The organism is Aquimarina latercula DSM 2041 (assembly GCF_000430645.1).
Taxonomy (GTDB): domain Bacteria; phylum Bacteroidota; class Bacteroidia; order Flavobacteriales; family Flavobacteriaceae; genus Aquimarina; species Aquimarina latercula.
Genome location: NZ_KE387186.1, coordinates 377,805 through 404,645, shown reverse-complemented (window position 1 = coordinate 404,645; position 26,841 = coordinate 377,805). Strand labels below are relative to the sequence as shown.

General features: G+C 37.9%; 33 protein-coding genes. 9 read left to right on the top strand and 24 right to left on the bottom strand.

Going from position 1 to position 26,841, the window contains the following annotated elements; genetic code table 11:
* Positions 1-104 precede the first annotated feature (104 nt).
* Entirely contained in the window at positions 105-1,292 is a 1,188-nt protein-coding gene (locus tag H526_RS0126455) for a Clp protease ClpP (RefSeq protein ID WP_027394183.1), read from the bottom strand.
* 153 nt (positions 1,293-1,445) lie between these two features.
* On the opposite strand from H526_RS0126455, the gene H526_RS0126450 reads away from it, so the two are divergent.
* From H526_RS0126450 to H526_RS0126420, 7 genes are read left to right on the top strand one after another with little or no spacing between them, the layout of a single operon-like run.
* A complete protein-coding gene (locus H526_RS0126450) occupies positions 1,446-1,883 on the top strand; it encodes a hypothetical protein (RefSeq protein WP_155839716.1) in 438 nt (145 codons plus the stop codon).
* Entirely contained in the window at positions 1,883-3,454 is a 1,572-nt protein-coding gene (locus H526_RS30280) for a hypothetical protein (RefSeq protein WP_051336221.1), read from the top strand. Before H526_RS0126450 ends, H526_RS30280 begins: the two co-directional genes overlap by 1 nt.
* Position 3,455: 1 nt before the next feature.
* Positions 3,456-3,896 carry a phage protein Gp36 family protein gene (locus tag H526_RS0126440; protein ID WP_027394185.1) on the top strand — a complete coding sequence of 147 codons (441 nt, stop codon included), beginning with the start codon at positions 3,456-3,458 and terminating at the stop codon, positions 3,894-3,896.
* 56 nt (positions 3,897-3,952) lie between these two features.
* Positions 3,953-6,505: a phage head morphogenesis protein gene (locus H526_RS0126435; RefSeq protein ID WP_027395682.1), complete on the top strand. Its 2,553-nt coding sequence runs from the start codon at positions 3,953-3,955 to the stop codon at positions 6,503-6,505.
* Positions 6,505-8,655, top strand: a complete 2,151-nt coding sequence (locus H526_RS0126430) for a phage tail tape measure protein (RefSeq protein ID WP_027394187.1) — start codon at positions 6,505-6,507, stop codon at positions 8,653-8,655. Before H526_RS0126435 ends, H526_RS0126430 begins: the two co-directional genes overlap by 1 nt.
* A 7-nt stretch (positions 8,656-8,662) precedes the next feature.
* Positions 8,663-9,154, top strand: a complete 492-nt coding sequence (locus H526_RS0126425; RefSeq protein WP_027394188.1) for a phage virion morphogenesis family protein — start codon at positions 8,663-8,665, stop codon at positions 9,152-9,154.
* The gene (locus H526_RS0126420) at positions 9,151-9,657 is read left to right on the top strand and encodes a hypothetical protein (RefSeq protein WP_027394189.1); all 507 of its coding nucleotides are present in this window, start codon (positions 9,151-9,153) and stop codon (positions 9,655-9,657) included. The genes H526_RS0126425 and H526_RS0126420 overlap by 4 nt, the downstream gene beginning before the upstream one ends.
* Here the strand turns inward: H526_RS0126420 and H526_RS0126415 are convergent, their stop codons facing one another.
* From H526_RS0126415 to H526_RS0126345, 17 genes are all read right to left on the bottom strand, one after another.
* A complete protein-coding gene (locus H526_RS0126415; protein WP_027394190.1) occupies positions 9,658-9,855 on the bottom strand; it encodes a hypothetical protein in 198 nt (65 codons plus the stop codon).
* 109 nt (positions 9,856-9,964) lie between these two features.
* A complete protein-coding gene (locus tag H526_RS0126410) occupies positions 9,965-10,486 on the bottom strand; it encodes a hypothetical protein (protein ID WP_027394191.1) in 522 nt (173 codons plus the stop codon).
* Positions 10,487-10,536: 50 nt separating this feature from the next.
* Positions 10,537-10,713 carry a hypothetical protein gene (locus H526_RS32040; protein ID WP_155839717.1) on the bottom strand — a complete coding sequence of 59 codons (177 nt, stop codon included), beginning with the start codon at positions 10,711-10,713 and terminating at the stop codon, positions 10,537-10,539.
* 11 nt (positions 10,714-10,724) lie between these two features.
* A complete protein-coding gene (locus tag H526_RS0126405; protein WP_027394192.1) occupies positions 10,725-11,330 on the bottom strand; it encodes a hypothetical protein in 606 nt (201 codons plus the stop codon).
* Between the two features lie 2 nt (positions 11,331-11,332).
* The gene (locus tag H526_RS0126400) at positions 11,333-11,530 is read right to left on the bottom strand and encodes a DNA translocase FtsK (RefSeq protein ID WP_027394193.1); all 198 of its coding nucleotides are present in this window, start codon (positions 11,528-11,530) and stop codon (positions 11,333-11,335) included.
* A gap of 4 nt (positions 11,531-11,534) precedes the next feature.
* Positions 11,535-11,939, bottom strand: coding sequence for a hypothetical protein (locus H526_RS0126395; RefSeq protein WP_155839718.1), 405 nt, complete (start codon positions 11,937-11,939; stop codon positions 11,535-11,537).
* A 148-nt stretch (positions 11,940-12,087) separates the two neighbouring features.
* Complete coding sequence (locus tag H526_RS0126390) at positions 12,088-12,642, bottom strand: hypothetical protein (protein WP_027394195.1); 555 nt, start codon at positions 12,640-12,642, stop codon at positions 12,088-12,090.
* Positions 12,643-12,798: a hypothetical protein gene (locus H526_RS32035; RefSeq protein ID WP_155839719.1), complete on the bottom strand. Its 156-nt coding sequence runs from the start codon at positions 12,796-12,798 to the stop codon at positions 12,643-12,645.
* The gene (locus tag H526_RS0126385; RefSeq protein WP_027394196.1) at positions 12,795-13,022 is read right to left on the bottom strand and encodes a hypothetical protein; all 228 of its coding nucleotides are present in this window, start codon (positions 13,020-13,022) and stop codon (positions 12,795-12,797) included. The genes H526_RS32035 and H526_RS0126385 overlap by 4 nt, the downstream gene beginning before the upstream one ends.
* A gap of 8 nt (positions 13,023-13,030) precedes the next feature.
* Entirely contained in the window at positions 13,031-13,399 is a 369-nt protein-coding gene (locus tag H526_RS0126380) for a hypothetical protein (RefSeq protein WP_035085945.1), read from the bottom strand.
* Between the two features lie 378 nt (positions 13,400-13,777).
* Positions 13,778-13,990 carry a hypothetical protein gene (locus tag H526_RS0126375; RefSeq protein ID WP_027394198.1) on the bottom strand — a complete coding sequence of 71 codons (213 nt, stop codon included), beginning with the start codon at positions 13,988-13,990 and terminating at the stop codon, positions 13,778-13,780.
* A gap of 1 nt (position 13,991) precedes the next feature.
* Entirely contained in the window at positions 13,992-14,195 is a 204-nt protein-coding gene (locus H526_RS0126370; protein ID WP_027394199.1) for a hypothetical protein, read from the bottom strand.
* A gap of 2 nt (positions 14,196-14,197) precedes the next feature.
* Entirely contained in the window at positions 14,198-14,566 is a 369-nt protein-coding gene (locus H526_RS0126365) for a hypothetical protein (RefSeq protein ID WP_027394200.1), read from the bottom strand.
* A 1-nt stretch (position 14,567) separates the two neighbouring features.
* Positions 14,568-15,266 (bottom strand): DUF3164 family protein, encoded by a 699-nt coding sequence (locus tag H526_RS0126360; protein ID WP_027394201.1) that lies wholly within the window; start codon positions 15,264-15,266, stop codon positions 14,568-14,570.
* Positions 15,263-16,171: an ATP-binding protein gene (locus H526_RS0126355; RefSeq protein ID WP_027394202.1), complete on the bottom strand. Its 909-nt coding sequence runs from the start codon at positions 16,169-16,171 to the stop codon at positions 15,263-15,265. Before H526_RS0126355 ends, H526_RS0126360 begins: the two co-directional genes overlap by 4 nt.
* A gap of 18 nt (positions 16,172-16,189) precedes the next feature.
* Entirely contained in the window at positions 16,190-18,262 is a 2,073-nt protein-coding gene (locus H526_RS30275) for a Mu transposase C-terminal domain-containing protein (RefSeq protein WP_051336222.1), read from the bottom strand.
* A 43-nt stretch (positions 18,263-18,305) separates the two neighbouring features.
* Positions 18,306-18,527 (bottom strand): hypothetical protein, encoded by a 222-nt coding sequence (locus tag H526_RS0126345; RefSeq protein ID WP_027394203.1) that lies wholly within the window; start codon positions 18,525-18,527, stop codon positions 18,306-18,308.
* A gap of 71 nt (positions 18,528-18,598) precedes the next feature.
* On the opposite strand from H526_RS0126345, the gene H526_RS0126340 reads away from it, so the two are divergent.
* Complete coding sequence (locus tag H526_RS0126340; protein ID WP_027394204.1) at positions 18,599-19,051, top strand: helix-turn-helix domain-containing protein; 453 nt, start codon at positions 18,599-18,601, stop codon at positions 19,049-19,051.
* Between the two features lie 14 nt (positions 19,052-19,065).
* Here the strand turns inward: H526_RS0126340 and H526_RS0126335 are convergent, their stop codons facing one another.
* The 4 genes from H526_RS0126335 to tilS form a co-directional block, all read right to left on the bottom strand.
* Positions 19,066-19,281, bottom strand: coding sequence for a hypothetical protein (locus H526_RS0126335; protein WP_027394205.1), 216 nt, complete (start codon positions 19,279-19,281; stop codon positions 19,066-19,068).
* Positions 19,282-19,326: 45 nt separating this feature from the next.
* Positions 19,327-19,959: a hypothetical protein gene (locus H526_RS0126330; protein WP_155839720.1), complete on the bottom strand. Its 633-nt coding sequence runs from the start codon at positions 19,957-19,959 to the stop codon at positions 19,327-19,329.
* An 826-nt stretch (positions 19,960-20,785) separates the two neighbouring features.
* Positions 20,786-22,774, bottom strand: coding sequence for a protein-disulfide reductase DsbD family protein (locus tag H526_RS0126320; RefSeq protein WP_027395681.1), 1,989 nt, complete (start codon positions 22,772-22,774; stop codon positions 20,786-20,788).
* Positions 22,774-24,087 carry a tRNA lysidine(34) synthetase TilS gene (gene tilS / locus H526_RS0126315; protein WP_027395680.1) on the bottom strand — a complete coding sequence of 438 codons (1,314 nt, stop codon included), beginning with the start codon at positions 24,085-24,087 and terminating at the stop codon, positions 22,774-22,776. The genes H526_RS0126320 and tilS overlap by 1 nt, the downstream gene beginning before the upstream one ends.
* Before the next feature lie 160 nt (positions 24,088-24,247).
* On the opposite strand from tilS, the gene H526_RS0126310 reads away from it, so the two are divergent.
* Positions 24,248-24,952, top strand: coding sequence for a hypothetical protein (locus H526_RS0126310; RefSeq protein ID WP_027395679.1), 705 nt, complete (start codon positions 24,248-24,250; stop codon positions 24,950-24,952).
* Between the two features lie 22 nt (positions 24,953-24,974).
* On the opposite strand, the gene pabB is transcribed toward H526_RS0126310, so the two are convergent.
* Positions 24,975-26,282 (bottom strand): aminodeoxychorismate synthase component I, encoded by a 1,308-nt coding sequence (gene pabB, locus H526_RS0126305; RefSeq protein ID WP_027395678.1) that lies wholly within the window; start codon positions 26,280-26,282, stop codon positions 24,975-24,977.
* Between the two features lie 3 nt (positions 26,283-26,285).
* A complete protein-coding gene (locus tag H526_RS0126300) occupies positions 26,286-26,825 on the bottom strand; it encodes an NADPH-dependent FMN reductase (RefSeq protein WP_027395677.1) in 540 nt (179 codons plus the stop codon).
* Positions 26,826-26,841: the final 16 nt, after the last annotated feature.

Here is a 26,841-nt window from a genome sequence, read left to right as displayed (position 1 = left end):
CCCCGCCATTTCCACTGTTCTAAACTGCTGTACGAGTACATCGGTCCATATCTCTTGGTTTAATCCTGCCATAAGTAGTATAGTATTTAAATAGGTTCGTGTTATTATTCGGTGTAGTCTACTCCAAACTTTGCTTTAAACAAGGCTTTGAAAGTATCCAGGTCATTTGTTTTCTTGGCTTCCAAGGCTCTTGGGTCCTCACTCTGGTATTTATCCCAGTTCCATCCACTTCGTGAAGCGTTTGCTGTTGGGGTGCTTGTCGTTCCTGGTACGATCGTAGCTGCTAAAGAAGTACGCCCCTGTAAGCCCTCTAGCACCGTTTCTAAGGTTTCTAATCCAGAATCTTTCCCGATCGCTTCATAGCTATCGCGTTGTTTTGCCGTAAATTTTCCAGCACCTTGCGCAGCATCCAATAAGGCTTTTATCTTACCTTCCTTGATAGCATTAAGCGCAGCTTCTACATTCTCTTTTGCTGCTTTTTCAGTATTGTATTTATTCTCTAAAGCGGTAAACCTTGCCTGAATTGCTTGTACCACCATTGTTTCTGAAGATTCCGGGGTCACATTTTGTAACCCTAAAAGTGTAATTGAACTCTGTTCCATAGTATATATAGGTTTGGATTTTTGTATGCTTTTTTGAGTGGGTTGTGGCGCGGCTGCGCGAGGTGTTTTTACCGGGATTCCTTTAGGGTTGGTATCGGTAATTTTCATACTCGCAGCAAAACGGTTGTATATCTCATGACTTCCCACTGCTTTTGGGTCATCGATTTCAATATCTAGGGTAGCTTGCGGGTCAATGATCTCATCAATCAGCCCCGCTTCCAGGGCTTGTTCTGCACTAAACCAGTTGTCCCCAACTAACCATTTACTTACCTCGCTGGCTGTTTTTCCTGTTTTACTGACCAGCATACGCGTAAAATTCTTTCCTACTTCCTTTAATAGGTTGGCATTACTCAGATGGTCCTGATAGGTTCCGTAGGTATAGCCCGAAGCTGCATGAATCATCTGAAAGCCATTAGACACCTGACGGCGTACCGTTCCTGCCTGTGCTAATACTGCACCCATCGAAGCACCGACACCAATCACATTGGTATCGACTTGTGAGGTGGCATTGATCAGGGTATTGTAGATCATATTCCCGTCAAATACCGCCCCGCCATAGCAGTGTAAATGCACATCTAGTATCGGGTAGCTTCCATCGAGTAAGGCAAATTGCTCCAAAAAATACGCCCCGTCACCATCCCAGATATACCCGTATAAATAAATGTTGTTGTTTTCTATCGTTAGTACCATGTGTGCCTGTTTGATGGGTCAAAAATCAACCAAGAAAACAACCAAATCAAATTCTTTAGAATGCCTTGCAATACTCTCTGAATGCCTTGCAAAGGGATTGGGATTTCTGGGGTAGGGTTTGCGAATTTTACATTCGCAAACACCACGGATACTATGGCAAAAATGAACAATGAAAAGCTTCGAGGACTGGCGGAACGTATGTTTATCAACGAAGGGATGACTGCCAAGGCAATTGCCCAGGAACTCGATAAACCCGAACAGACCATCGGGCGATGGAGAAAAGGACGCACCGGAGAAAAAGACTGGGATACCAGACGGGCGGAACTCTTAAGTGCGCCCCACAAAATAAAAGAGATTCTTACCAAAGAACTACAACACATTGCCGAGGGTAATAAGGCGAATATTGATGCCGATGCACTTTCCAAAATTGGTAAGGTCCTAGAAGGAATCAGCGGGAAGGTATCTGCCCAGGTCGTGATGAGTGTTTTTAAAGAATTTGATAACTGGATGGCTGCCCAGGAACCCGAAACCGCTATTTTATTTCTGGACTGGCATAAAAAATTTTTGATCTATAAAGCAGGTTTAGAATAATGACAGACGCTCAAAAAGAAAAATTACTCAACCAGTACGAAGCGCATTCCAAAAGAATACGCCAGGCGACCACTATTGATATCAATGAGACGCCCAAGCAAAAGCACGCACGTATCAAAGCTTTGCAAAAAGATTACGTAAAATGGTTCGAATATTATTTTCCGAATTTTGCCAAAAGTCCCTGCGCCTGGTTCCATAAAAAAATGGCACGGCTGATCATTCAACATAAAGAGATCAATTTATTAGGTGAAATCTACCGTTCTGGTGCAAAATCTGTCCACTTAGGAATGGGTATTCCTTTGTACCTGTATTTTACAAAGGATATGTTTTATATGCTTTTAATCGGGCAAACCGACCGAAAAGCAAAAAAACTACTGGGTAAAATACAAGCGCAGTTACAGTACAACCAACGCCTTCGAAATGACTACGGGTCACGCTTTAAATTTGGTGACTGGATGAATGGAGATTTTACCACTACAGACGGGGTGAAATTTACTGCTATGAGTATCGGGCAATCCCCCAGGGGAGAAAGTGAGGAAGACAAACGCCCGGACTATATCTTGGTGGATGATGCCGATACCAAAAAACGATGTAAGAACGATGCGTTGAGTAGAGAAGCCTTAGAGTGGGTGCAGGAGGATTTAATGGGGTGTTTTGATGAAGGAGCAGCACGAAAACGTTTTGTGGTGGCTAACAACAATTTCCACAAAAACACCATTATAAACCAACTAAAAACCCAGTATAAACAATACATCAAAAAGGCAAAGGATTGCGGGGATGAAGTGATACATCATATTGTAAGTGTCCCTGCGGTAAAGGACTTAATTAATTTCGAGCCTAACTGGAAAGAAAAAACGTCCGCGGACTACTGGCGTAAAAAGTTTCGAAATACTCCCTTTCGATCCTTTATGCGGGAGTATATGCATAAGCATATTGTAGAAGGTGTCATTTTTAAAAATGAAATGATTCTCTATAAAAAACGCTTGCAACTACGACAATATGACGGCTTGGTAGTGTATGGGGATTTGTCCTATAAGAACCAGGGAGATCATAAAGCCATGTTTTTAATCGGGAAGAAAGGACGGGAATATCATATATTAAAGGTATTCAATCGCCAATGTTCCCGTGCACAGGTTGCCGAGTGGCTCTATGATCTCTATGAGGACTGGAAGCTGGAAAAATACAATATTCGCTATTATATCGAAGGCTTGTTTGCTATGGATGAATTTGTGAATGATTTTGATGTAGAAGGAGACAAACGGGGGTATCATATTCCGGTGATCGCTGACAAACGACCCAAAGCAGATAAGGCAGACCGTATCGAATCCATGCTGGGTTATTATGTCCGTCAATGGATTTTTATAGATGCTGCCCTCAAAGAAGACCCGGACACCGCCTTGTATTTAGAACACCTGCTAGCCTTTGAAAAAGGAAGCGGTACGCCTGATGATGCCCCCGATGCCCAACACGGAGCGATCTCTAAACTAAACAAAGACACCTTTATTGATCATTTCCCGCCAGAGATTACCGAGCGGATGGAAGATATACGAATGAACCCTAACCGATTTTAATATGCGATTTTTATTAGACCAGGATTATACCGCCATTGTGCGAAATGAAATCAAAGACCTTTTATTAGAGGACTATACCGAAACCAAACTATTCACCGCGGAAAACATGGCAATTGCACAAATCAAAAACAATTTGTTTGGGCATTATGATACAGATTTGATTTTCCAGCTATGGGAAGATATGGACCAGCCCGACCCCAGAAACGCCTATGTCGTGATGATCACTTTGGATTGTACCTTATACCATTTATATACCTCGCTGGCTCCTGAGCGTATCCCCAAGCTTCGTTCGGATCGTTATCAGGATGTTTTAAACTGGCTAAAAGAGGTGACCATTGGAAAAAAGACCGCCGATTTACCCAGAATTACGGACATCTCAGGAACGGAACAAATAGGGTTTGTCATCAATTCCGAATATGATAACGAAGACAACCGATGGTAAGGAGTGTTTAAGTCCTGTTTAAATTCAATTCTAAGCGCATAAAAAAGTTTTAACGTATGAACATATACAACTATATAAAATCGTTCGGCTCAGGGCAAAAAAAACAAAGCCCTTATATGAGGGTGTCCTCTGGTAAAATGACCAAACGAGATATTGACGATGTGATGAATATCGTCAACAAGATTACCAAGTCTTTTGTGGATCGCTCCCGAAAGGATATACAAAAGTGGCGACAAGCTATAAAGATCGCAGAGAACCCCGAAAAACCACGGCTATATATATACCATGATCTGATCAATGATCTGATGACGGACGGGCATCTACAGGCGCAAATACAACTGCGGGAGAATGCCACCCTAAACACGGAGTTCTACATTAAAAGGGAAGACGGCACTATTAACGATGAAGCTACCGAGATTATACGCCAGGAGTGGTTCTATGAGTTTTTGAAAGAAGCTATCGGGGCAAAGCTGCGCGGAACCAAGGTACTACAGTTTACTAGTTTTGGCGGGAAACATATCTCTTTTGAGATCATCCCCCAACGCAATACCGTACCTGTTTTAAAGCTGGTGATTCCTGACCTATCCAAAGAAGAAGGCATCCGCTATGATGATCCGTACTTTGAAAACTGGCTCATTCAAATCGGAAAAGATAAGGACCTGGGTATTTTAAACAATGTAGTACCTAACCTTATTTGGAAACGTAATGTATTACAAGCCTGGGCGGAGTTCTGCGAAAAGTTTGGACTTCCGATGGTTACCGCTACTACCAATAAGTACGATCAGGAGACTATTAGTAAAATAGATTATATGTTGCGTAAGCTTGCCATGGCATCCCGTGGAGTGTTTCCTGAAGGCTCTAAGGTCGAATACAAAGAAGCCAACCGCACCGATGCCTATCAGACCTTTGATAAGTTCTGTAAGCGTAATAATGAAGAAATTAGTAAGCCCATTGTAGGCGGTACCATGCTCACCGATGACGGGAGCAGCAAGTCACAAAGTGAAGTCCATGAGCGCAATATCGATAAGAAAATTGCCGTAGCCGATAAGCGACACCTTACATTTTTGGTGAATGATTGCCTGTTGCCTATTCTACGAAATCAGGGCTATACTGAAATTGGTAAAAATGATAAATTCGAATTTGACCAGGGACACGCCCTGGAGCTTACCGAATATTGGACCATTACCCAAGGGGTCATGCAGGAGTATGAGGTAGACCCGGAGTGGATTTCTAAGACCTTTAGTATTCCTATTACGGGCAAAAAAAAAAGCCCGGCACCAACCCTTCCCATAACCCAAGCATTGACAAGGACTAAGGTATCCGGGGTACTATTGCCGAATTACCCGGTAGACAAATGTTGCCCAGTGCTTCCTCATGCTCGCAGCGGTTCTTTTGAAAAAGCCATCAAAAACCTAACCCGTCAATTACTCACCGCTGTTTGGGAAGAGGATAATACCTTACCCGCCCGTGCGCAATTAATTGCCCTGGAAGCGCGGGAACTGGTTAAAGGGCTCTTTGAAGGATGGGGCGAACGTCGCCTGGAGATCGCCTATAACGCACCGGATCATTTGGCACTGCAACTAATGGAACACAACCTGTTTGAATTTGCCACCTCCAAAACAGAAGCGCGCCTGGCGTCCGTATCGCAATTACTCATTGATAAAGACGCCTTGCAAATTCGTTCCAAATCAGACTTTTTCAAAGAAGCCGAAAAGATTACCACCGATTTTAACCGTACCTGGCTGGAAACAGAATACAACCTATCGATATCCGTGGGGCAAAACGCAGCGAATTATGTACGCTTTATGGACGAAAAAGACACCGTTACTAGTCTCGTACAATATAGTACCGCAGGAGACAACAAGGTGCGTAGCGAACACCAATTACTAGAAGGTAGAGTGTTCGATCTAAACGATTCCGAAGCAATGGATCTCTTCCCGCCTAATGGGTATAACTGCCGTTGTGAATTCCAACAATATTTGGGCGGGTCCAATACCGTGATCAGTAAAGGAAGCACCGCCAAAAAATTACTCGGTGATAGTTTTAAGGACTCTCAGTTTGATGTGAACCGCGGGGATACCAAGCAGGTATTTACCAAGGAGCAGTACTACCACGATATAAAAGGACTGAACGGCAACCTGAAAAAAATGGACTATAAAGACAATTACGGGCTAAAGGACTGGAAAGATTTTAAAGCCGATTTAGACGCCTTGCCAATCGATAGTACTATTAGTAAAAACAATGTTGCGGAATTATTCCAGGTAGACGGCTCTCAAGGTGGGGACTTTATGGGATTCAAAGACCACTTAAAACGCCAGCTCATCCTGAAGAAAAACACCTTTAGTAAGCAAACCGATTCCACCACTAAGGCACGGCTGTTTCCGCATATTGAAAAAGTACTCAAAAACCCCGATGAAGTGTATTTGCATTCCCACAACCCTAAAAAGGGAAGCTTTCAAACGCGCTATGTGAAATTTTATAACGATCGCATGATGGTAGTAGACACCCGACTGGGAAATAACAATATGGAGATCACAAACTGGGAAGGAATGACCAGTAAAGAAAGTACGGTTAGAAACGGATTACTCATTCAAAAAAGACAACGATAATGGCGGTAAAATCAAAAATTGAGTTGTTAATGGAGCTTAAAAACAAGCTGTTTAACAAACGTCTTATGAAGACTCAGCAGCGCATCAAAAAAGGTACAGAGAAGATGCGCGGGCATTTAAACAAATTACGACTAAACACGGTAAAAACCTTTGCAGCGATGCGCAACGAAATACCATTATTTGGTCGGGCTATGGATTTGCTGGGCAACCCCTATGCGCTGATCATTGCAGGAGCCATCGCCCTGACTGGGGTGATGGCTAAGGGATTTGTGGAAGCTCGTAAATTCAATCATGAGTTTTTACAAATCAAACAACTGAACCTGGATAAGTCCTCCAAGCAGCTGGGTAATTACAAAGAACAGATACGGGATGCAGCCTTTGAGGTAGGTACAAATTTACAGGATTCTACCCGCGCCTTTTACGATCTGCAATCCGCTACCGGAGTCTACGGACAGGATGCCGTATCCATCTTTAAAAAAGTAGGACGCTTTTCTATTGCCACGGGTGCAGGGCTGGGCGATAGTATGAACGCCACTACCAAGGCAATGAAAGCCTTTGGACTGGGCGTTGGGGATATCGATCATATGTTAGAATCCAATGCTAAAACGGTACAAGTAGGGATTACTACCTTTGATGAGCTTGCCAGAGTACAAACTGAATACGCAGGAGCAGCAGCCGGAGCAGGGCAAAGTGTTGATACCGCTAACAAGATATTTGCAGCCTTTACCTCCATTGCCAAAGACAGTGCCACCGCAGCCACCATGACTAAATCCGCCTTTCAGGGACTCACCCAAGCCGGAACCGTTAAAGGGCTTAAAAAAATAGGAATCAGCCTGTATGATGGTAACGGACAAATGCGGGATTTAGGCACGGTACTGGGAGAAGTAACCGCCAAGTTTAAGAAAATGACCCCAAAACAGATTGATAAGCTGATCAATAAAATCGGTGGACCCGAAGGACTGAGAAACCTTTTTGTGAAACTAAAGACTGGGGCGGATGATTTTCATAGCACCTTACAAGCCTTTGACGCTTCACAATACAGTATCGATGCAGCTCTTAAAAATGCGCAGGGCGATGTAACGGTATTAGCTGAGATTGTTAAAAACCGATTTAATACCGCCATGTCCAAACTGGGAGAGTTGATCCTACCATTGGTAGCACGAGGACTGGATTTTATTAATCGTATGATTGTAGGTTCTTATAATGCTTATAATAGCTTTACCAAATGGATACAATCAGGAAGTGCTGGGGCGGAACGGTTCCAGCGGGTAATGTATGTACTAGGCGGGATGTTTGCTGCCCATATTGTAAAGCTGGTTATTACCAACGGGCTTACCTTAACCACTATTGGACTGACTAAATTATGGACAGGCGTACAATGGCTTTTAAATGCTGCCTTAACTGCAAATCCTATTGGACTGGTTGTGATGGCTATAGGTGCGCTTATAGGTGCTATTATATATGTGGTAAAGAAAACCGAAGGATGGGGCAAGTCCTGGGAAGCTTTTAAGAAAATAGCCTCCGCAGTATGGCAACAAACCAAAGCCAACTTTTTCTTTTTTGTGGATTCCATCAAATACGGTATTGAAAAAATGTGGTTGCGTATCAAAAATGTAGGACAACGACTGGTGGCATTTGCTACCAAAGTAAAGGAAGCGGTACAACTTGCAATGGCAGGGAATTTCAGCGCAGCTAGGGAAGCCATGAACAGGCAAATAGTAACCGAAGCTGATAAGCAGTTGCAAGCCCTGGAAGCCAGAAGAAAGCAACAAAAAGAAGCCTTTAGAAAACAGACACTCGATAACGCCAGAGAAGTGGTCAATGCTGCTAAAGATATCAGTATAAAGCTAAAGAAAGGAAGTAACAAAAAAGAGGAAAGTGCCGAGAATAAAGGGTTACTCCCCACAGACAACCCAACTGGAGACAATGACGATGGAAAAACCTTAGGCGGTGTTGGAGGGTCACAAATTGGAGATGTAAGCTCCAAGGCGTCACAACCCAAAAATATCACGGTACATATCGAAGCCCTGAATAAAGGAGGGATCAATACCCAGAACACCACCTTATCAAAAATGAATCCGCAAGAGATCGAACAATGGTTTATTGAAACTGCATTACGCGCCGTTCGCGCCATTGAAACCTCACAATAATTATAGTATGCCAAATGATATCATCAAAAAGTTAAATGCCGTTAGCAAAAGCATAGACCGCATGCCCTCACGGGCTGCGGTAATTGCAGTGAATTTTAGCAAGGAACGCTTTGTTAGAAAAAATTGGGTGGATAGCTCCCGCAAGCCTTGGAAAAAAAGACAAAATGAGCGCGCCAGAGGTAGCCTAATGAACAGAACTGGACGCCTAAAACGCTCCATTCGTAAAATCAGCGTAGGGAAAGAACATATTATCATTGGAACCGATGTACCCTTCGCAGAACTGCACAATGAAGGGGGCACGGTTGAAAAGACGGTAACGGTTCGCGAGCATAGTAGAAAGATTACCAGGGGGCGCAAAGGCGGAAATACAACCGTAAGCAGTCACTCCCGAAAAATGAACCTTTCCATGCCACAACGACAATTTATAGGAGAATCCGGGGTATTGCTCCGACGAGTGGAGAGAATGATTGAAAGAGAATTTAAAAACGCACTGAAATGAAAGAATTATATACTACAATTATCGAACGCCTTACCAGCGAAGCAGCAGCACAAACCTATCGAAATGCAGGAATACCCGCATTAAAACACATTGATTTGTATAGAGGTCAATATTTTAATCCCGAAGCCTTTGAAACTTTTCGACTACCAGGATTATTATTTGAGTTTACCGTAGCCTATCAGGGAACTACAGGCGTTGCCAGTATTACACTACATCTAATGTACGAACAGGGGCGCGATACCAGTAGCATCAGTCAATCCAGAGACAAAGCCCTGCAATTATTTGATTTTGTAAAGGTAACCCATCAGCTTATAGAGGAACTGGAAAGCCCCAATACAGGAAAACTGGAACTTATTAGTGAGGAACTACTACGGGATGATGCGGTAGTAAGTGTGTATCTATTGAGTTATCAGGCTCCGTACTATGGAAGAAATAAGGAAAAATACCAATACGCCCAGGGAGAGGATGTAAATATCACCGGGCGTATTAGAGAATTCTTTTGATTAGAACTGGTTGTGTTCCATCTTGGCAAAAAAACCAGCTTCAAACATCTTATGGTATAAATCCATATAACTATCCGCTTCCACTTCCTTGACGGGGATGATCTTTCCTTTTGGGGGAATGTTGTAGTGTTCCACCTTGTTTAACATGCCTACCCATTTGGTGTTGTTCTTTTCAATATCAATGCTGTAATGTACCATATCGTTTAATTTTTTATCAAATGTAAGTTGTACAAAAATGCCTTCAATGTGGAAAACCGTAATGAAGGCATTTTTTTAATATTTATTTGTCTGGTATACTTTTATAAGTTTATTCTTTTTCTGCTCTCAAACTGACTATTAACAGTTCTTCGTCCCTAATCTCATCATTCCAAACTAGACGATTGACAGAGCTAACGGTACGATGCGTCGAATACCAGCCGTTTTGATCTTCATATTTAAATTTGATGATATCGCCTTCCTGGATGTCATCTTCAATCGTAAAAAGTTCATAGGTACGACGGTTAGAAGTAAGCTCCATCCAGTCCACGATATTTACCTCCTTACTGATGATTTTTGGTTTTACCGCAGGTAACCATTCGAAGCCTTCATCAGGAATGTGAGCGTATTTTTTGGAGGAATAAAAAGGCTGACAAAGCTCTCTTTGGTTGTGCACATCAGGAGTGAGCGTTAAATAATAGTCTTTTGTAATTAAATCCTCGGTAAGCCCTGGTATTTTTACCCCCTGTTTTAATACACGTCCGTCGCCTTTGCGTGGTTCGTAAGTCAATGTAAATGGTACATTGTCATTGGTTAAGCTCTCTTTGGCGTACTGTAAAAATTCTTGTTGCATAATTAAATGGTTTTTAAAAGTGATTTATTTGGTCTTGTTTTTGATTTCTTTCAACGTGGTTTTGGGTATTCTTTTATGTATTGGCAATGTGATTCATAGGCTTTCAGTTTTTCGAAATTCCTTACCGATAGCACATAAATTTCAATTACCTTTCCTTTTTGATGTTCTTTATATTGCAGTTTCAATCGGAAAGGCACTAATTTCCTGGTAAGGTCTCTTAACTTCATAAGTCCCTGATTTATTGATTTAAATACAATCCTGTGGTTACCTGAGTATGATAGCTACCGCCTTCAATGGATTGTAGTTTTTGCAGGTCCTGCATTTTCTTTTTGCTCATTTCATCATGTGAAACTTTGGTAAGATCACCTGTTACATACAATTTACTGGCGATGGCATATTGACCAAAGAACAAGTCCTGAAGCTGCTCACGTCGCTCGTTTCTGGTTTTAGCAGAACGACACTTATTAACAAGCGGTGTACAATGGATTTTAAATTGCGCTTTCATATGCCTTCTAAAGTATTCGTATGCAGTAGAAAAGGTCACATAATCTAAATACTCAAAGCTGATCACAATCTCACGAACGCCATACGTATCTTTATAAAGCTTGGTTTCCATTCCTGGGAACAAACAACGGACCAACTGATAACACAACATCAGCTCTAAGCGGTTACCGTATTTAAAACGGTATTCCTTTTTGCGGATATTTTCAATTTGAGCCCCGTTTAAATTGTGTTTTTTAAGCAGTCGTTCCAGTGCTTTTTGTGCTGCTTTTTGCTCTCCATCAACGCCACGTTGTACTAGTTCGTACACTTTGGCAATTTTGTTTCGGGTAGTCTCGGTCATAGCTATAGTTTTACAACTCTATCGATCCAATACTCCCCCTGGTTCTCATCGGTAAATATGCCCGCTTCCTCCATCTGCTTCATCAATTTATACGCCCGATTATAGCCTAGTTTATATTTTAGTTGCAGGATCGAGGATCGTATAAAGCCCTGCTGTTTGGCATAGGCAATTACCTCTGGTAATAACTTGTCTTGATTCATAGTGTTATGGTTTTGATTTTAATTGCTCTTTTGCTTGGTCCACCCGTTTCTGGGCTTCGTGTAATTCGTGTTGTTTCTGCTGAAAATCTAAGGCTTTTTTTAACTCTCGTCCAGCTTGTTTTCTGGTTTCCATCGAGCGTGGAGCACTGGCAAAAGCACTTTTGTGCTGTACACTCTGACTATAACTTTGTTCATACGCAGCCGTTAATCGTTCCTCGTAGTATTGCTTGAACCAACGCATTACCGTAGGTATGGAAATACGTAAAATATCCCCGTACTCCCCATATTTTGCATTCTTAAAAATCAGGTTAATTTCTGCCAGATTTAAACTGCGATACGTATCCATAATCGCAAAAGCAATCTGATCAATTTGATTCGCTTTCAGTCCTGATTTTAGCTGTAGAGACACGTTTAAATCCAACAACCAATGTTTTAAATAGCCCATGAGCTGACCCTCGCCAAATCTTTTGGACAAAACACTCAATTTTGGAGCGTCTGAGTTCATTGCCAGTGCTACCGTATGCTTTTTACGATACCATACCAAGCATTTTGTAGGACTATAGTCCGTTAACAACTGATTGTAACTCATCGTCGTGATATCCCCCGTAGGTTTCATTATTTCTTTTGACATTTTGCACGATCTTATTAATTTGACTGTATATGTATTTGATATCTGTATTTTGCTTGTGGAAATCGTCCATATGATCCCAGTTATGAAGAATTGCCTTCCATAGTTCCAAGGCTTGCTCCGGGTTCACACTGATTTTTTCTAAGTAGGTCATGATTCGCTTCAGGTTGGCTCCGTCCACCTTAGTGAAATTTGGCTCTACATCCATAAAACCACGGTAAAAATCAAACCAAACCGCAGTATATTGACCATACATACTGACATTTTTTTCAATCACGGTATAGTTTACCTTGCCTTTTTTCTCCAATACAAAGCGCGTGAGCTCTTTTTCGGTTAGTGGAATGATACGACCAATATTTAACAGGTGAACAGGGGCTAACTTTCCTTTTTTTACCACTTCAAAACGCTTAAAATTGCCGTTTTGATAGGTCAATTTTACAACCGTTCCGATCACTACGATATGTGCCTGATAATGGGTGGTCATTTAGCTGTTGATTTTTACTGTTATAGTGATGTTATCTGGATATACAATAGTATAATCTTGGCGTAAAGCGCGGTAGAAACATTCCTTTAAGCGCATTTGATCATAGGTAAGCCCGTAATGGGACTCATTATCTGTATATATCTTATATGTTCTCATTCAAATAGCCTTGTTTGGGATGCGTCTATATCCAATAGCTTTTTTAATTCTCGCTTTGCAGGGATGCCCAAATACTCATCAAAGGTGCGCTTACTAATGAAATACTGCGCCTTTACATGCAACTCATATATTTGAGTATTGCTCAACCCAATTTGTTGATACTCCTTGGTGAGTTCCTGAATTTCTATAATTCGGCGATAGTAATTTTTTCTATTGTAAGCCATGTATACTACTAGTTATTAGATAGGTTTGGCAAGTTCCTTTTATGTGCCCACGCCTTAGTGCCTACTTTATTTGCAGAATTGTTATAATTGAACTCCAAGGCACGGAATTGTTTCACCAGTTCCTCCAATTCCTCTAAAGTGTACAGGTTTAGTGACTTTTTGTAAATGGTATTGTGAAGCATAAACCTGTTAAACTTCTCCCAGTCATTGGTATCATGTATTCCGGTTCTGGTGGCAATGGTGAGGACCTGACTACGCAGTTTTTTCTTTGCCAATAGTAGTTCCGTGTCTTGTTTTGCAATTCTTTTCATAATCAAAAGCTTTAAAAACCAAGGCTCTAACCCCTTAAAGCCTTGGTTTAATGAGAGTGAACACATGCGTAACGACTAAACTACTCGCATTGGCTGCGGCTTTAACTGATAAACACCACATTCACCGTATGATTTAACGAGGGCATTCTTCAAAACCCCGAACAGTTCAGCATAGGAACTTCAGTCCCAGTTCACTCAAAATATGTTTTCGTTTCCTTTCCATCCTCGAAATGGAATGCCCGCCAACCACCGGGGTAAGGATATTAGTATAATTCTGTTTGAATACTGTAACCGAATGATTGCTCTAATTCGGTTACATAGTTGTTTGCTAAGGGCTTGTCCCACTCGCAATAGATCGTTTTTAACGGAGCACTGTAGCGAATTCCTTGTTTTTTAATGCATCGGTGCAAATAATAGCGTCGGTTTTTCCGCTTGTTAGCTTGCTTAAAATCCATCAACCAGCGTTTTAAACTCCTTTTTTAAATACAGTTTATACAGTCTTTGAATGCTCTCTAAATCAAAAGTGACCATTACAAAAAGCAATCCCAGAACAGCAAGAGAAACCACAAAAACTACAAAGGCTATAACCTTTATAACAAACCATGGAGACAATAATAGATAGCCCGTAATTCTTAAAATAAAGTGTACCGCTCTCATATTATGGTGTTTCAGTTTTTTGTAATTCTTCCAGAATGGACAGGTAGTAGATCGTACTACCATAGAATTGGATCATACGCTCTTGCATAAGTGGGTCGAGTTCTAGATTTTTCTTTATTTTATCTATGGCACGGGAACAATCCTGTTTTAGTTCGTTAATACCTGTTAATGTAAATTTTACTTTCATTTCACTTGTATCATCCATAATTAATCCTTTAGTGGGTTTTTAAATTTGATTTGCATGTTTCTGCCTGTGAGTTCATAAATAAGCGCATTCATAGACTCGTACTGGCTGTATTTTCGTAGTCTGTGCATGTCTGTAATAGCGTCTAGTTTTACCAAACATTTATGAAGTGTTACATCGGCATATCGCTGGACCTCTATAAATCCTTTTTTGGTAGTGTTTCCGTGGATAGGGTCCAGGCTCTCCACAAAATCGGTTACCCATTGTGTTAGATTTCGTTCTATCTGCTTGTATAGTAAGTAACTACTTGCTGCGTTTCCATTGGCTGGGCGAAGACCTGCATTTACTACAAGCTTATTCAATCGACAGGCATTATCTAGTATACTCCCCATATTATATGCTTGAAAAGTTTAACAAAATGCTCTCCCATTTCCCTTCGCTGTTCTTCTGATCAAAATAATAGCCAAATCCGCGAAGTACTACCTGATAACTCTCTTTAAGCAAGCGTAAGCCTTCCTTCCAACGTGGATCGTTGTAATTATCTTCACAACTTAATAGGGTCATGACCTTCTGATACTCCAGATCACCTGCTTGGTTCTTCTCTAGAAATGCCATCATCACGTTAAATTCCTTTTCAGCACGCTTTTTAACCGTATCATGTAAGAAATCTTTTAACAACTCTACCGCCTTATTGCTACGCTCATCCCATGTAGGTTGGGTATCGCGAGTACGTCTGATACGATAGAGATCGTCCTTACTTTTGATCTGAAAACCACCTTTGCTATTGCTTCTAATACCACCATATTCGGCAAGATCGGTAGCCTGTGAGTCCATTTCTAACTGTACTTTTTCCTTAAACTGCTTTAAAACTTCTTGTAGTTCCTGAGCTTCCTTAATAAGGGTGATCACTTTTTCATGGCGTTTTTCTTCATACGCCTTACGCTTGCGCTGTTGTGCAGCCTTTTCTTTGGTTTCTGCCTTTTCCAAGGCTTCCCGCAACTGACTTGCAGATACATTCCCCAAATCAAGCACACCAACCGCAGGAGGTACAACTGTAGGGTCGTGTACCTCGATTTCGTTTACATCTTTCATACGATATCTTTGGATTTTATTTGCTCTCTTTTAATGATGCGTTTGAGCCTTCGCATATCTTCTACAACCGGAATGAATTGCGTACCTATCTTTTTTTGTTTTGGTTCGCATTCGTTGAAAATGGCTGTGTGTAATTTCTTATCGAATACTCCGTTGGCTTCGCAGATCAGCGCAACATCTTTTTTGTGTGCTCCTAATAATTGAATGAATTTGCGACCAAAACGGCTTGAAATCTCGTCGTAACCGTCTTTATTATATTTTACGCCTGCGTCAATCGTCTTTTTAAGGTTCTCCGTACCGCAGATAATAAGCGACATCTCGTCCTCTAAGGCATTGAAAATATGTATTATCACCTTTAATGCTGTAGGGCTTAAACTATTTGCTTGATCTAAAATAAGAGTGGGCTTATAGTCTCTTCTTTCAATAAAAAAATTGATCACAATATTGGTCAACATATCCAAAGTGGCATAGGTTCTTGGTAGTTCCATTCCTAATTGAGTAATTAGGTTCTTAAGAAAATCACGCTTTCCCCATTCTTTGCATTCTACATAAAAGTTGAAACTCGGATTATTACGAATCCACGCTTTTAATCCTGCGGACTTACCAGAACCAGCCGGGTAAGAAATAGGGACAAACAAACACTCTTCTTTTGCTTCATTGAGTACTTTTTGCACCAGTTTATAGTTGGTAGTTTCTGCAATATTCCAGGTGCTGTAGCTATACCCGCTTTTTGCTGCTACTTTTTGCCACATTCCAACACTTATATTTTCCCATTCGCAATTTCGCATCTGGGATAAGGTAGCAGCACTCACTCCGCAGTTAATTGCGAATTTATTGGCACTGCCAAAACGAGTAATAGCAGCGTTAATCGTCTTTACTATCTCGGTTTTTTGAACGTCTGTCATCATCTAAACTTTTAAGGGTTACATTTGACTGGTGATAAAGTCATCTAAATCAATATCGGAAGCGTTACCAGTCTGTATATCACTGTTCGCGGTTCGTTTTTGTTCGTAGCGCGTATCGCTTAGAATGCGCTCTGTTTCGTTTTTGGTTTTGCTGGTAAATCTGCCCATCATGAAATCAACCTCACTAAATACCGCCGTTTGTAGTTCTAAATCCTCGGATTTACGCTCCTTGATTTGTTGCAGACGGTGTCGCTCTGTAGTAATGCGGTTCCACTCAGCATCTGGACCGTATTTTGTAGGCTTGTTAAAGAGCTTAGCAGCAGTTACATGAATTAACATACCGTCGTTTTCTCTGAACACATGCACCGTAGATAGGTCCTCCAAATCGTAGGACAAAATCACGCTTTTGTGTTTCTTCATAAGCTCATAGTCGGAAATCTGGTACACATAATCCACTTTGTGAATTTCTGTGCGGATCATACCGTCGTGCTTGATAGTTGCCTTTTTCTTTAATCCAAATAACATGGAGATTTGAGCACCCGAAACCTTACGTACATTAGGTTTCTCGCTCTCCTGGTGGATTTGCGCAGGAGAACGATCTACCTTATCGTGCTTACGTGAGTAATATGACAATGGGGTACTTCTGTACGCTTCGACAATCGCAATAGATTCGTTATAACTAGCCGTTAAATCGAATTTCTCTTGCTTTGCCTGTTTTCTTACTTCTTTTAAATATTCTGGGCTGCGGTGTGCATAGGAATTACGAGACTTAATACCCTCACCGTAATAGTATAGGGAGTCTTGCATAAATACCGTTTGTAGCGTGCTAAATCCACGCTCTACACCCGCCTTACCGTTTGCATTGGAGGTAATGTTAACCTTAGTACCTAATTTTTTAAGGGAATCGAACAGAGATACCATCTCCTTAGTGTTGTGACCTGGGAATCTATCCACAATCAGTTCATAGGGTAGGTATCCCGCGTTCTCAACTGCCATTTTAAGGGCATTTGCGTACACAAATCGGTTTTCGCTATAATCCAGGGCATACCCAAGAATATCACCGCTGTGGACGTCTCTAACGGCAACAATATTTAAGTGCCCGCTCTTTCCGTCCTCTTTCTTGTGTTCAATAAGGTTAACACGCGTAGCATCAACCTCCCAACAATCACCACTATACAGTGCACGCTCTAACGGAATATATCCCGTATTGCTAAACGCTTTGGAGCTTCCTTCACCATATCGCAAATGATCGGTTAAAAACTTCGTTTCATTAAGTTCGAACACATTCTGTCCGAACCAACGACGGTTAGGAACCCGACGCCCTTTAATACGGCATAAGTCCTGAACCTTGCGAATGATATATTCGTTAGTGTAGTTCTGTCCGTAGCTGCGAAGCTTCAGAGCTGCTGCCCGTAGTTCTGGATCATCAAATACCAAGGCGTTTTTGTTATCTTTACGGGGTAGTACGATAATATCACTTAACTCTGAACCACTGGCATACTGGTCAAATTTCTCTCTGAAACGTCGATAATTCGTAGGTAAATAGCGCATATCTTTTTCTTTAATAAGGGCGCATATTTCCTTGATTAACTTATTTATTTTATTATCCGCAATCTCATTTCGCACTATATAATCCGCAGTAAATTGCAACACTGCACACGCCTTGGCTAATGCAGGGCGTTGTAAAGCATTACAGTTCGGGTATTGGGATAAATGATATTTGTAATTTTGTTGTATAAAGGCACTAAATTCTGATTCTAAAAGGCTCTTTGCCCTGTTTTTAAGTGCTTGATTATAGTTTTCTACTAAGGTTTCTGCATCCCCAAACATATCACGGTAGTACATAGGCTTTCTGTTCGGAATGTTGCTTAGCGCGTAGTATATTTTATTATTGATCTTCGCCCATCTCCAACTTTTACCCGTATCCGGTAAAACATTATGATGACGGTGACAAGGAGTGACATCGCGCTTGTAACGGTTTCTTAAAACAGCCTGCATGTTCTCTGTAAAGTCGCATACATTGGCAACAAATTCACTGTTTAGCCAAATTGTTTTATTTCTTGTTAATATGTCACCTTGCTTAAATTTCATAATATATTACTAACATTTTTGTTAGTATTAAGGGTAAAAAAATTTATATTCCTAAAGCTCTCAAAATTTTAATTGCGTCCAACACTATATCAATTGCAAGCTTACTGTTTGCCGATCTTTTGCCCGACAATACTTTGTTTACGTAGTCTACGGAACAATTGTTCTTAGATGCTAAAGCCTGAGGTTTAACAAAATATCGGTTAGCGATCACTTTATTAAGATCATCACTATTTAGATTCGTTTTTTTTGATATATTTGTATTCATATAGATACAAATATACAAACAATTTTGAATGTACAAAAATAAATGTTAGTATATTTGGATAAGAAATAATAATGAGTATAACTTTTGTAGACATAAATAAAAAGCTAGACCGATTTTTTACAAATAAGGGTTTGACTTCTTATAGAGTTTCCAAATTAACGGGACTTTCAGAGCCTACTATAAATAGATATAGGCAGGGTAAGTCTCAGCCGACATCAAGTAAACTACAAAAGCTTTTAAGTGTTTTTCCTGAGTTAGAATCTTTATTATTTGGAGGGCTAAGTGAAGAGGAGAAAAATATTATCAATCTTACGCAAAAATTAGAAAAGACAACGTCTTTAAAGTCTCCTATTTCTGATAGCAAATTACTAGATCAAATTCCTAAAAGTGTTATAATAAATTATATTAAAGATAACGAAGACGAATTTGGAGAGTATACTGAATATAAAGAGTTCATTAGTAATCGCGCGAAGGATATTGCTATAAACTTACTGATTGATAAGATAAATAGTAAAAGTAAGTAGATTCTTTATGTGAATTAAAACATTTTTTTAATGCTTTTTAAAAAATCACTTTTAGACTCTTTACTATCTATAATAATTAACTCATCTATTATTTCGTCTTTGATTTTCCCCTCCAATTTTTGGTATTCATTGAAAGGTAGAGTAAAGTTATTTAAAGACTTATCACTTAAGGAATAACGATTCCCAAGTCTTTTTAAAATATTGTCTCTATTATTTTTGTTTTTACCCATCAATATTTATGTAAAATATGAGAATTTTAGATAGAAAAGACTTTATTAATCTTTGGAAACTTCATCTAAAACTTCAAAAACCTCATTATCAAAGTCCTCAATATCTGCATTGATTTCCTCGATATTAGCTTTGTCTGATGCTTTATACGCCATTTTGAAAAAATGATTAACGCGGATATTTCCAACTAATTCAATCATTTTTTCAATTTTACCTGTAAGTCCTAAAATATAATTGGAAAATATTCTCATTACGCGCGAGAAATAAAGACTTACAACCACCATAGAGAAATAATAAACAAAAGCTGGGAAATCGTCCGGTATTGATGGGGCTAGAGCCCAAACAAGGAAAAATATACCAACAAAAAAGAACAAAAACGAAACTTTCGAAAATAGCCCTGCTAATTTCCCAGTTATAACCTTTGAACCAAAATATAAGATTAAACCTGCACTTATTGATAGTAAAGGAAAACCGATAGCATACAATAAAGATGACATCTTTTTAAAACCGAACATCCCTGGAGTATCGGTATTATTAAAAAAAACGTGCGAGAATGGAGCTAAAAAACCTATTAGTCCAAAGGTTGAGACAATTATTACTGTAGTAAGTTCGTTTCTTTTAGCCTTTTTCTCCAGGAGTGACGACGTCGTCTTTGTCAATGAGTTGCTTCTGCGGTTCATATATTTCGTTTTCTAAATCTGATTCACAATTTGTGAAGACACAAAAGACAAACAATAATACGGCGAACAATGGTAACTTTTTCATTTTTAACTGTTTTAAAATTTCAACAAAATTAAGTATTGAAAAGTTAAAAAAAGAAAAATAAAACATTAATCCCTATTAAGGTAATTTTGTATCATAAAATCTCCACAATTTTGTGGGTAAAAGTACAATAATTTATGAAATATTTATTGCGGTTTATACGTAATAATCTTATTGTCAAGACTCTTTACTGAAGTTGAATCTTAACTAAATTTTCCCATACATAGATAAGTGTCTTTTTAAATCATATTGTTACCTCTAAATTTATTACTTTAACATTATTTAACACTGTTTTTTTAACTACAAATAGCGGGTTAAAACAGCTTTACTTTTGTTAATATAAACGTTAATGTTTTTGTACATCCACGAAATGTGCAATTTTTTTTAACAATGTATTTTAAGGAAACCATTATAAACACTAAGTTTATAGCTGTTTTAAATGTTATTTGTATAAATAGACGGGTTTTAGTGTTAGATTGTTGCTAATTTCCAACTAATTTAAGGCTATTTAGAACCTTTTTAAAAGCTTTTTAGCCCTTATAAACACTATATTTACGGAGAAATTAATATGAATGAACATAATGCGCTTAAAAATGCACATTTAATGAACATCAAATTAATATAAATTAACATGGCAACCTCTGAAAGTGCTTTATTTTAGTTGCACATTTGGTTTTGCCCCTAATGCACTACAGGCTCCTCTGTTTATCGGTGTATAATTCCAATATACTACATTCAACCTTTTTATTTAACCGAGAAATTATCAATCCCCTTTTTTAACCAACCTAAATACTCATTCTCGTTAGGAGTATATCCGACTGGTTTGCTCAGGTTTTCTTCATTATGGTCTACTAAAACATAATAAGGCTGCGCATTTGCTTTATATCTAGTAATCTGAAAGTCACTCCATTTATTACCTATTGTTTTTATCTTTTTGCCAGTAGTTTTTGAGACATACTGTTCTGATTCGGGTAGTTCTTTTTTATAATCTACATATAAGGAGATTAAAACCACATCGTTTTTCAATGTTTTCAAAACTGCTGGTTCAGACCATACATATTCTTCCATTTTGCGACAATTTACACAAGCATATCCTGTAAAATCAATTAAAACAGGCTTGTTCACTTTTTTAGCATAATCTAGACCTGTTTGATAATCTGTAAAAGATATTATATCATGTTCTCCATACTTGGCTCCTTCTGGAAGTTCTGAGCCTGGTAAACTGTTACTACTAGAACCTCCAAAACCTCTAGGCGATTCGCTATATGTTTGTGGTGGTGGGAAACCACTTATCAATTTTAATGGTGCTCCCCATAAACCTGGAATTAAATAAATAGTAAACGCTAATGTTAGTAGAGCTATCGATAGTCTTCCTACTGAAATATTTTCTATTGGCGAATCATGAGGAAGTTTCACTTTACCCAATAAATATAATCCAAGCGTTCCAAAAATAGCAATCCATATCGATAGAAAAATTTCTCTTTGCAATAATCCTAACTGTAACACTAAATCTGCATTAGATAAAAACTTAAACGCAAATGCCAATTCTAAAAAACCTAGAAAAACTTTAACTGTATTTAGCCAACCACCACTTTTGGGTAAAGAATTTAACCAACCCGGAAACATAGCAAAAAGTGCAAATGGCAATGCAATTGCTAGTGAGAAACCAAGCATCCCAATTATAGGAGCTATTCCTCCTTTAGAAGCAGCTTCTACTAAAATAGTTCCAACTATAGGACCAGTACAACTAAATGATACTATAGCGAGCGCTAATGCCATAAAAAATATACCTATCATCCCACCTTTATCAGCTTGTCGATCTACTTTGTTTGCCCAAGAATTTGGTAACATAATTTCGAAGGCTCCAAGAAAGGAAAGTCCAAAAACGATAAGTAAGGCAAAAAACAACAAATTAAACCAGACATTAGTAGACAAAGCATTTAATGCATCTGCTCCAAAAATAGCTGTAACCACAGAACCTAATCCAACATAGATTACGATAATAAAAATACCATAAAAAATTGCGTTCTTTATACCCGCGGCTCTATTTTTACTTTGCTTAGTAAAAAAGCTTACTGTCATTGGAATCATAGGAAACACACATGGTGTTAATAATGCGGCAAACCCGGATAAGAAAGCTAAGATAAAGGTACTCCACAAACCTTTTTGTTCTTTTTTCTCTTCAATAGATTTATCATTTTCATTTTTAACACTTGGTTTAGTGTCTATTTCGTATGTTGGAGTGATATTAGGTACTTCATCTACATCATTCCCTGATAAGTTTACATTTAACTCCACAGTATCTGGAGGCAAGCATTTTTCATCATCACATACTCCAAAAAACACTTCGGCCTTCACCGTTTTAAGAGATGGATCTAATCGTTTTATTTTTTGGGTAAACACAACACTATCCTCAAAATATTTGATATCCATTTCAAATACCTTATCAAACTTCTGTATACCTTCTGGTTCTATAGTCTCTCCAACTAGTTCGTACGCTTTTTCCTCATTATAAAATGTGAATTCTGTTGCTGTCGGAGCTATGTCGTCTGTATCTAATTCTTTCTGTGAATATATATGCCACCCTTTTTCTAAAGTAGCTGCAAAAGATAATATATAAACATTTTCTGATTCTTCTTTAACGTTACTTTCCCATTTAATAGGTTCAAATATTTGCGAAAATAATGTGGTAGAAAACAACAATGTTGTCAATAATAGTAGAATATTCCTCATTAGGTTATTGTTACTTTTAGTAATTGTTTCGTTTTGGGGTTTATTTTAAATCTGTTATCTGCTCTATAATTTATAATCCATATAATCTCATTATTAGAACATAGCAACCAGACTCTTTCTTTAGCGAGCAAAGATAGTTTTTCATCTTTAAAATACTTACTCAACTTTTTCTTGCCTCTCATCCCTAAGGGATAAAAATAGTCGCCTTCTTTCCATTTTCTTACAATTAAGGGATACTTTAACTTTTCTTTATCTACATAAATTGTTTTTAGATCAGTATTAGACAACTCAGAAACCTCTTTAAGTTGAATCATTCCAGAAGGAATCATAATCATATTCTCTTCTTCAGGAATGGTATATACGCGATCTGAAACATCTTCTATGATTGGGCATAGCAATAAGTGCAATCGATTTTTTACTAATCTATGCGTAGGCGAAAAAACTTGTTTACCAGATTGAGCCGTTAAAATTTGTACAATATCATTCCAAGCAGTAAAACCATATTTTTTTAATAAAAAATACAAATATGTCTTTGGGTTCTTATATTGTTGTAATTTATAAATTGATATTTTGATTGTATCTAGCTCGTCATATTCGAACACTTCTTTTCTAACAATCTCTACTTGATCCTTGACAAAGTTTTGAGTTTGTTTTAAATTATCTAGTGTATTTTCGAAATTATTTAAAAACTTCGTGTTAACTGTCAAAAGTTCGGGAATAACATTATGTCTTAATTTATTTCTGACATACTTTGTAGTCTTATTGCTACTATCTTCTCGCCAGGTAAGATTATTTTTAGTTGCAAATTCTAAAATTTGTTCTCTGGAAAAAGGTAATAATGGTCTTACATAGTGATCATTAATTTCAGGAATCCCAGTAAGTCCATCAATTCCTGTTCCTCTAGAAAGGTTTATTAGAAAGGTTTCTAAATTATCATCTAGATGATGCGCTGTTAACACATAATCATATTTATATTCTTGAATCAAAACATTAAACCAATCATACCTAAGCTCTCTTGCGGCCATTTGTATAGAAATTTTGTTGCTATTGGCATAGGTTTCTGTATTAAAATGAGTCACAAAAAAAGGAGCTTTAATTGCGTCAGAGAATTGAGACACAAATTGTTCATCTCCATCACTTTCCGAACCTCTTAAATTAAAATTACAATGTGCAATTCCAATTTCAAAATCAAGCAAATGACATATATGCGCTAGCACAATACTATCCAAACCTCCACTACAAGCAATTAGTAATTTACTTCCTTTTAGAAACGGTAAATGATCTTCTATATGGATTTTAAACTGCTGCTTCAATATTCCTGAAAATTTATCTTTAGACTGATATCAAATATACGATTTTGTAAAAGTAAACAAACCTTTCTTTTAAGCTTGTTTAACATCTGAATTTCAGGTTTTTAACACAAAAACTCAATCCTTTTTGTTATTTTTAAACAACTCTTAAAATTTTGATATTATGAATAGGATAGATGAAATGCCAAAATATTATGAAAATGATCATAAAAAAGAGTTTAGCAAAAAACTATTATCTGTAGTACCTCATCTCCATCCATATGTTAAACATCGATTATATATTGCAGAAAGCACTAGAGTTCTTCCCAGAAATATGTATTGTTCTAATGGTATTATAGATGATGCTATTGTAAATCTTTATAATGAAGAGCATTTAGATATTGGTATCGATAAATTATCGTTAGAATTGAAACTTTTTAGAATAGCTGATCATTTGATCGATGAGCTGTACAAAAGAGAAGGTTGGCATCAACAATGTATAAGTACAAATTACTTTTTAAGAGATGAACTTAATAAACTAGAAGAAAACTACACCCTAGAATCCGATAACAAGTTAATCATGAATGAAGATCTTAATGATATTTCTTATCATCAAAACTCAGAAAACAAACAATTGTTTATTTATGATGACTCTGATTCTGCTATCCTTAAATTAATTGACTCCGAGGAATCTACAGAAAACAAGAAACAACAATTATTAGGCAAGTTCTATAGTTGGTTACCATTAGAAACTTCTAAAATTATTGATCTATTTGTTTTCGGGAAATTAAATTTTGAGGAAATTGCCAGAATAAAAGACATTACAGCGCAAGAAGTTAAAGAAACAATTATTGATGTCAGAAAAAGCTTTAGAAAAAACCTTATTTAAAAAAAGAAGCTAAACTTGCTTATTAAATACCTTCTAGCACTTCTCGCATTGCTTTTGCTTTTATCAAACACTCTTCATACTCCTTATCTGGATCGGATTTGGCAGTAATAGCACCTCCTACAGTATAAGATATATATCGCTTGTCTTCATTATATAATATACTTCTTATCACCACATTAAAATCAAAATCACCTTCTGGAGTAAAATATCCCACTGCACCACTATACAAACCTCTTTTAGACGTTTCTAATTTTTCTATTATCTCCATTGCAGAAATCTTAGGCGCTCCTGTCATACTGCCCATAGGAAATGTTGTTCTAATCACATCTACCGGAGACGTTTTTGAATGAATCTCGGAAACCACGGTTGATATCATTTGATGTACTTGCGGAAATGTATAGACCTTACATAATTCTTCTACTTGCACTGCACCTTTAATAGCAGTTCTAGAAAGATCATTTCTGACTAGGTCTACAATCATTACATTTTCTGAACGTTCTTTAGGATCATTTTTTAAATCCTGAATAAGTCGTTTATCTTCTTCCTCTTTTTGTGAACGTTTAGCAGTTCCTTTTATAGGTTGAGAAATAATTTTACTTCCTTCTTTTCTTAAATATCTCTCTGGAGATGCGGAGAGTAAATATTGATGACTTCTTTTAAAAAAAGCTGCAAAAGGTGGTTTAGAGATTTGATTAAGATGATAATAGGTTTCTAGTGGGGCTATACAACTATTTTCGGCAAAAAACTCTTGACAAAAGTTTGCCTCATAAATATCTCCACGAGCAATATGAGCAAGCATTTGTTGGATCTTTTGCTTATAGACATCTTTAGAAATACGCAAACTAATTTTAACCTTACCACAAGACGTATCATCATTAGGAACCTTTATAGTGGATGGAAATCTCCGAATATCAAGAAAATCTTCCTCCATCTCATCGTCCACCATATTTAGATATTGAATTTCTAATCTATTATCCTTAAAAAAAAATAACTTCTTAGGTTGAAAAAAGTATAAATCCGGAAAATTTAAACTATCTAAATTCTTGGAAGTTAGTTGCTCTGTATCATTTTTTAAATCATAAGATAGATACCCAAAAATCCAATCAGCTGTTTGTTCCTGATACTCTTTTAGTTTATCAAAACCGGTATAATGATCTGTTTGTATAGCGGTAAAAGCATCGACTGCTAAAACTGCATCATAACTCGAATATTGCTGGGAATATGTATTTGAATCTAGCCAGACTATTTCATCAAATTGCTGCGCCCATTGCAATAATTTGATTTTAAAGTCTGAAGAATTTTCTAAAATATATATTTTGGTACTACGCACAAGTTATTTAATCTGATGCGCAAAAGTACTTAGAACTTCCTTTAATCCCAACAAAAGTGTTTCATCTGTAACTTCATTATTTTCTACAGAAAAATTAGCGTGAAACGATGGAAAACTAAAACTTTCTATAATCTCACCTCCAAATCTAGGAAATACATTCTTCGCAAATTCCAAAGAACTTAAACCTCCTCTTTGACCGGGTGATGTGCTCATTAAAAGTATTTTTTTTCCTTCTAAAAAATTACGATCCAATCGAGATAACCAATCAATAACATTTTTAAAAAAAGCACTCCAACTTCCATTGTGCTCATTTACAGAAATAATTAAGGCATCTGCTTCGGATATCTCTTGTTTTAGACCTAATGTCATTCCCGGAAACCCATTCTCTTTTTCTTCATCTTCACTATAAATTGGCATCGAGTAATTTGCCAATTTTAATACTTTAATTTTATGATCGGCTATTTCTTTAGCTACATATTCTACAAGTTTTTGATTGATCGAAGTACTACTATTGGAACCTGCTATTGCGAGAATGTTTTTCATTATTAATCTAAGTTTA

Coding starts and splice junctions, on each gene's coding strand:
- H526_RS0126455 (WP_027394183.1), bottom strand. CDS start 1,292: ATGGTACTAACGATAGAAAACAACAACATTTATTTATACGGGTATATC.
- H526_RS0126450 (WP_155839716.1), top strand. CDS start 1,446: ATGGCAAAAATGAACAATGAAAAGCTTCGAGGACTGGCGGAACGTATG.
- H526_RS30280 (WP_051336221.1), top strand. CDS start 1,883: ATGACAGACGCTCAAAAAGAAAAATTACTCAACCAGTACGAAGCGCAT.
- H526_RS0126440 (WP_027394185.1), top strand. CDS start 3,456: ATGCGATTTTTATTAGACCAGGATTATACCGCCATTGTGCGAAATGAA.
- H526_RS0126435 (WP_027395682.1), top strand. CDS start 3,953: ATGAACATATACAACTATATAAAATCGTTCGGCTCAGGGCAAAAAAAA.
- H526_RS0126430 (WP_027394187.1), top strand. CDS start 6,505: ATGGCGGTAAAATCAAAAATTGAGTTGTTAATGGAGCTTAAAAACAAG.
- H526_RS0126425 (WP_027394188.1), top strand. CDS start 8,663: ATGCCAAATGATATCATCAAAAAGTTAAATGCCGTTAGCAAAAGCATA.
- H526_RS0126420 (WP_027394189.1), top strand. CDS start 9,151: ATGAAAGAATTATATACTACAATTATCGAACGCCTTACCAGCGAAGCA.
- H526_RS0126415 (WP_027394190.1), bottom strand. CDS start 9,855: ATGGTACATTACAGCATTGATATTGAAAAGAACAACACCAAATGGGTA.
- H526_RS0126410 (WP_027394191.1), bottom strand. CDS start 10,486: ATGCAACAAGAATTTTTACAGTACGCCAAAGAGAGCTTAACCAATGAC.
- H526_RS32040 (WP_155839717.1), bottom strand. CDS start 10,713: ATGAAGTTAAGAGACCTTACCAGGAAATTAGTGCCTTTCCGATTGAAA.
- H526_RS0126405 (WP_027394192.1), bottom strand. CDS start 11,330: ATGACCGAGACTACCCGAAACAAAATTGCCAAAGTGTACGAACTAGTA.
- H526_RS0126400 (WP_027394193.1), bottom strand. CDS start 11,530: ATGAATCAAGACAAGTTATTACCAGAGGTAATTGCCTATGCCAAACAG.
- H526_RS0126390 (WP_027394195.1), bottom strand. CDS start 12,642: ATGACCACCCATTATCAGGCACATATCGTAGTGATCGGAACGGTTGTA.
- H526_RS32035 (WP_155839719.1), bottom strand. CDS start 12,798: ATGAGAACATATAAGATATATACAGATAATGAGTCCCATTACGGGCTT.
- H526_RS0126385 (WP_027394196.1), bottom strand. CDS start 13,022: ATGGCTTACAATAGAAAAAATTACTATCGCCGAATTATAGAAATTCAG.
- H526_RS0126380 (WP_035085945.1), bottom strand. CDS start 13,399: ATGTGTTCACTCTCATTAAACCAAGGCTTTAAGGGGTTAGAGCCTTGG.
- H526_RS0126375 (WP_027394198.1), bottom strand. CDS start 13,990: ATGAGAGCGGTACACTTTATTTTAAGAATTACGGGCTATCTATTATTG.
- H526_RS0126370 (WP_027394199.1), bottom strand. CDS start 14,195: ATGGATGATACAAGTGAAATGAAAGTAAAATTTACATTAACAGGTATT.
- H526_RS0126365 (WP_027394200.1), bottom strand. CDS start 14,566: ATGGGGAGTATACTAGATAATGCCTGTCGATTGAATAAGCTTGTAGTA.
- H526_RS0126360 (WP_027394201.1), bottom strand. CDS start 15,266: ATGAAAGATGTAAACGAAATCGAGGTACACGACCCTACAGTTGTACCT.
- H526_RS0126355 (WP_027394202.1), bottom strand. CDS start 16,171: ATGACAGACGTTCAAAAAACCGAGATAGTAAAGACGATTAACGCTGCT.
- H526_RS30275 (WP_051336222.1), bottom strand. CDS start 18,262: ATGAAATTTAAGCAAGGTGACATATTAACAAGAAATAAAACAATTTGG.
- H526_RS0126345 (WP_027394203.1), bottom strand. CDS start 18,527: ATGAATACAAATATATCAAAAAAAACGAATCTAAATAGTGATGATCTT.
- H526_RS0126340 (WP_027394204.1), top strand. CDS start 18,599: ATGAGTATAACTTTTGTAGACATAAATAAAAAGCTAGACCGATTTTTT.
- H526_RS0126335 (WP_027394205.1), bottom strand. CDS start 19,281: ATGGGTAAAAACAAAAATAATAGAGACAATATTTTAAAAAGACTTGGG.
- H526_RS0126330 (WP_155839720.1), bottom strand. CDS start 19,959: ATGAACCGCAGAAGCAACTCATTGACAAAGACGACGTCGTCACTCCTG.
- H526_RS0126320 (WP_027395681.1), bottom strand. CDS start 22,774: ATGAGGAATATTCTACTATTATTGACAACATTGTTGTTTTCTACCACA.
- H526_RS0126310 (WP_027395679.1), top strand. CDS start 24,248: ATGAATAGGATAGATGAAATGCCAAAATATTATGAAAATGATCATAAA.
- H526_RS0126300 (WP_027395677.1), bottom strand. CDS start 26,825: ATGAAAAACATTCTCGCAATAGCAGGTTCCAATAGTAGTACTTCGATC.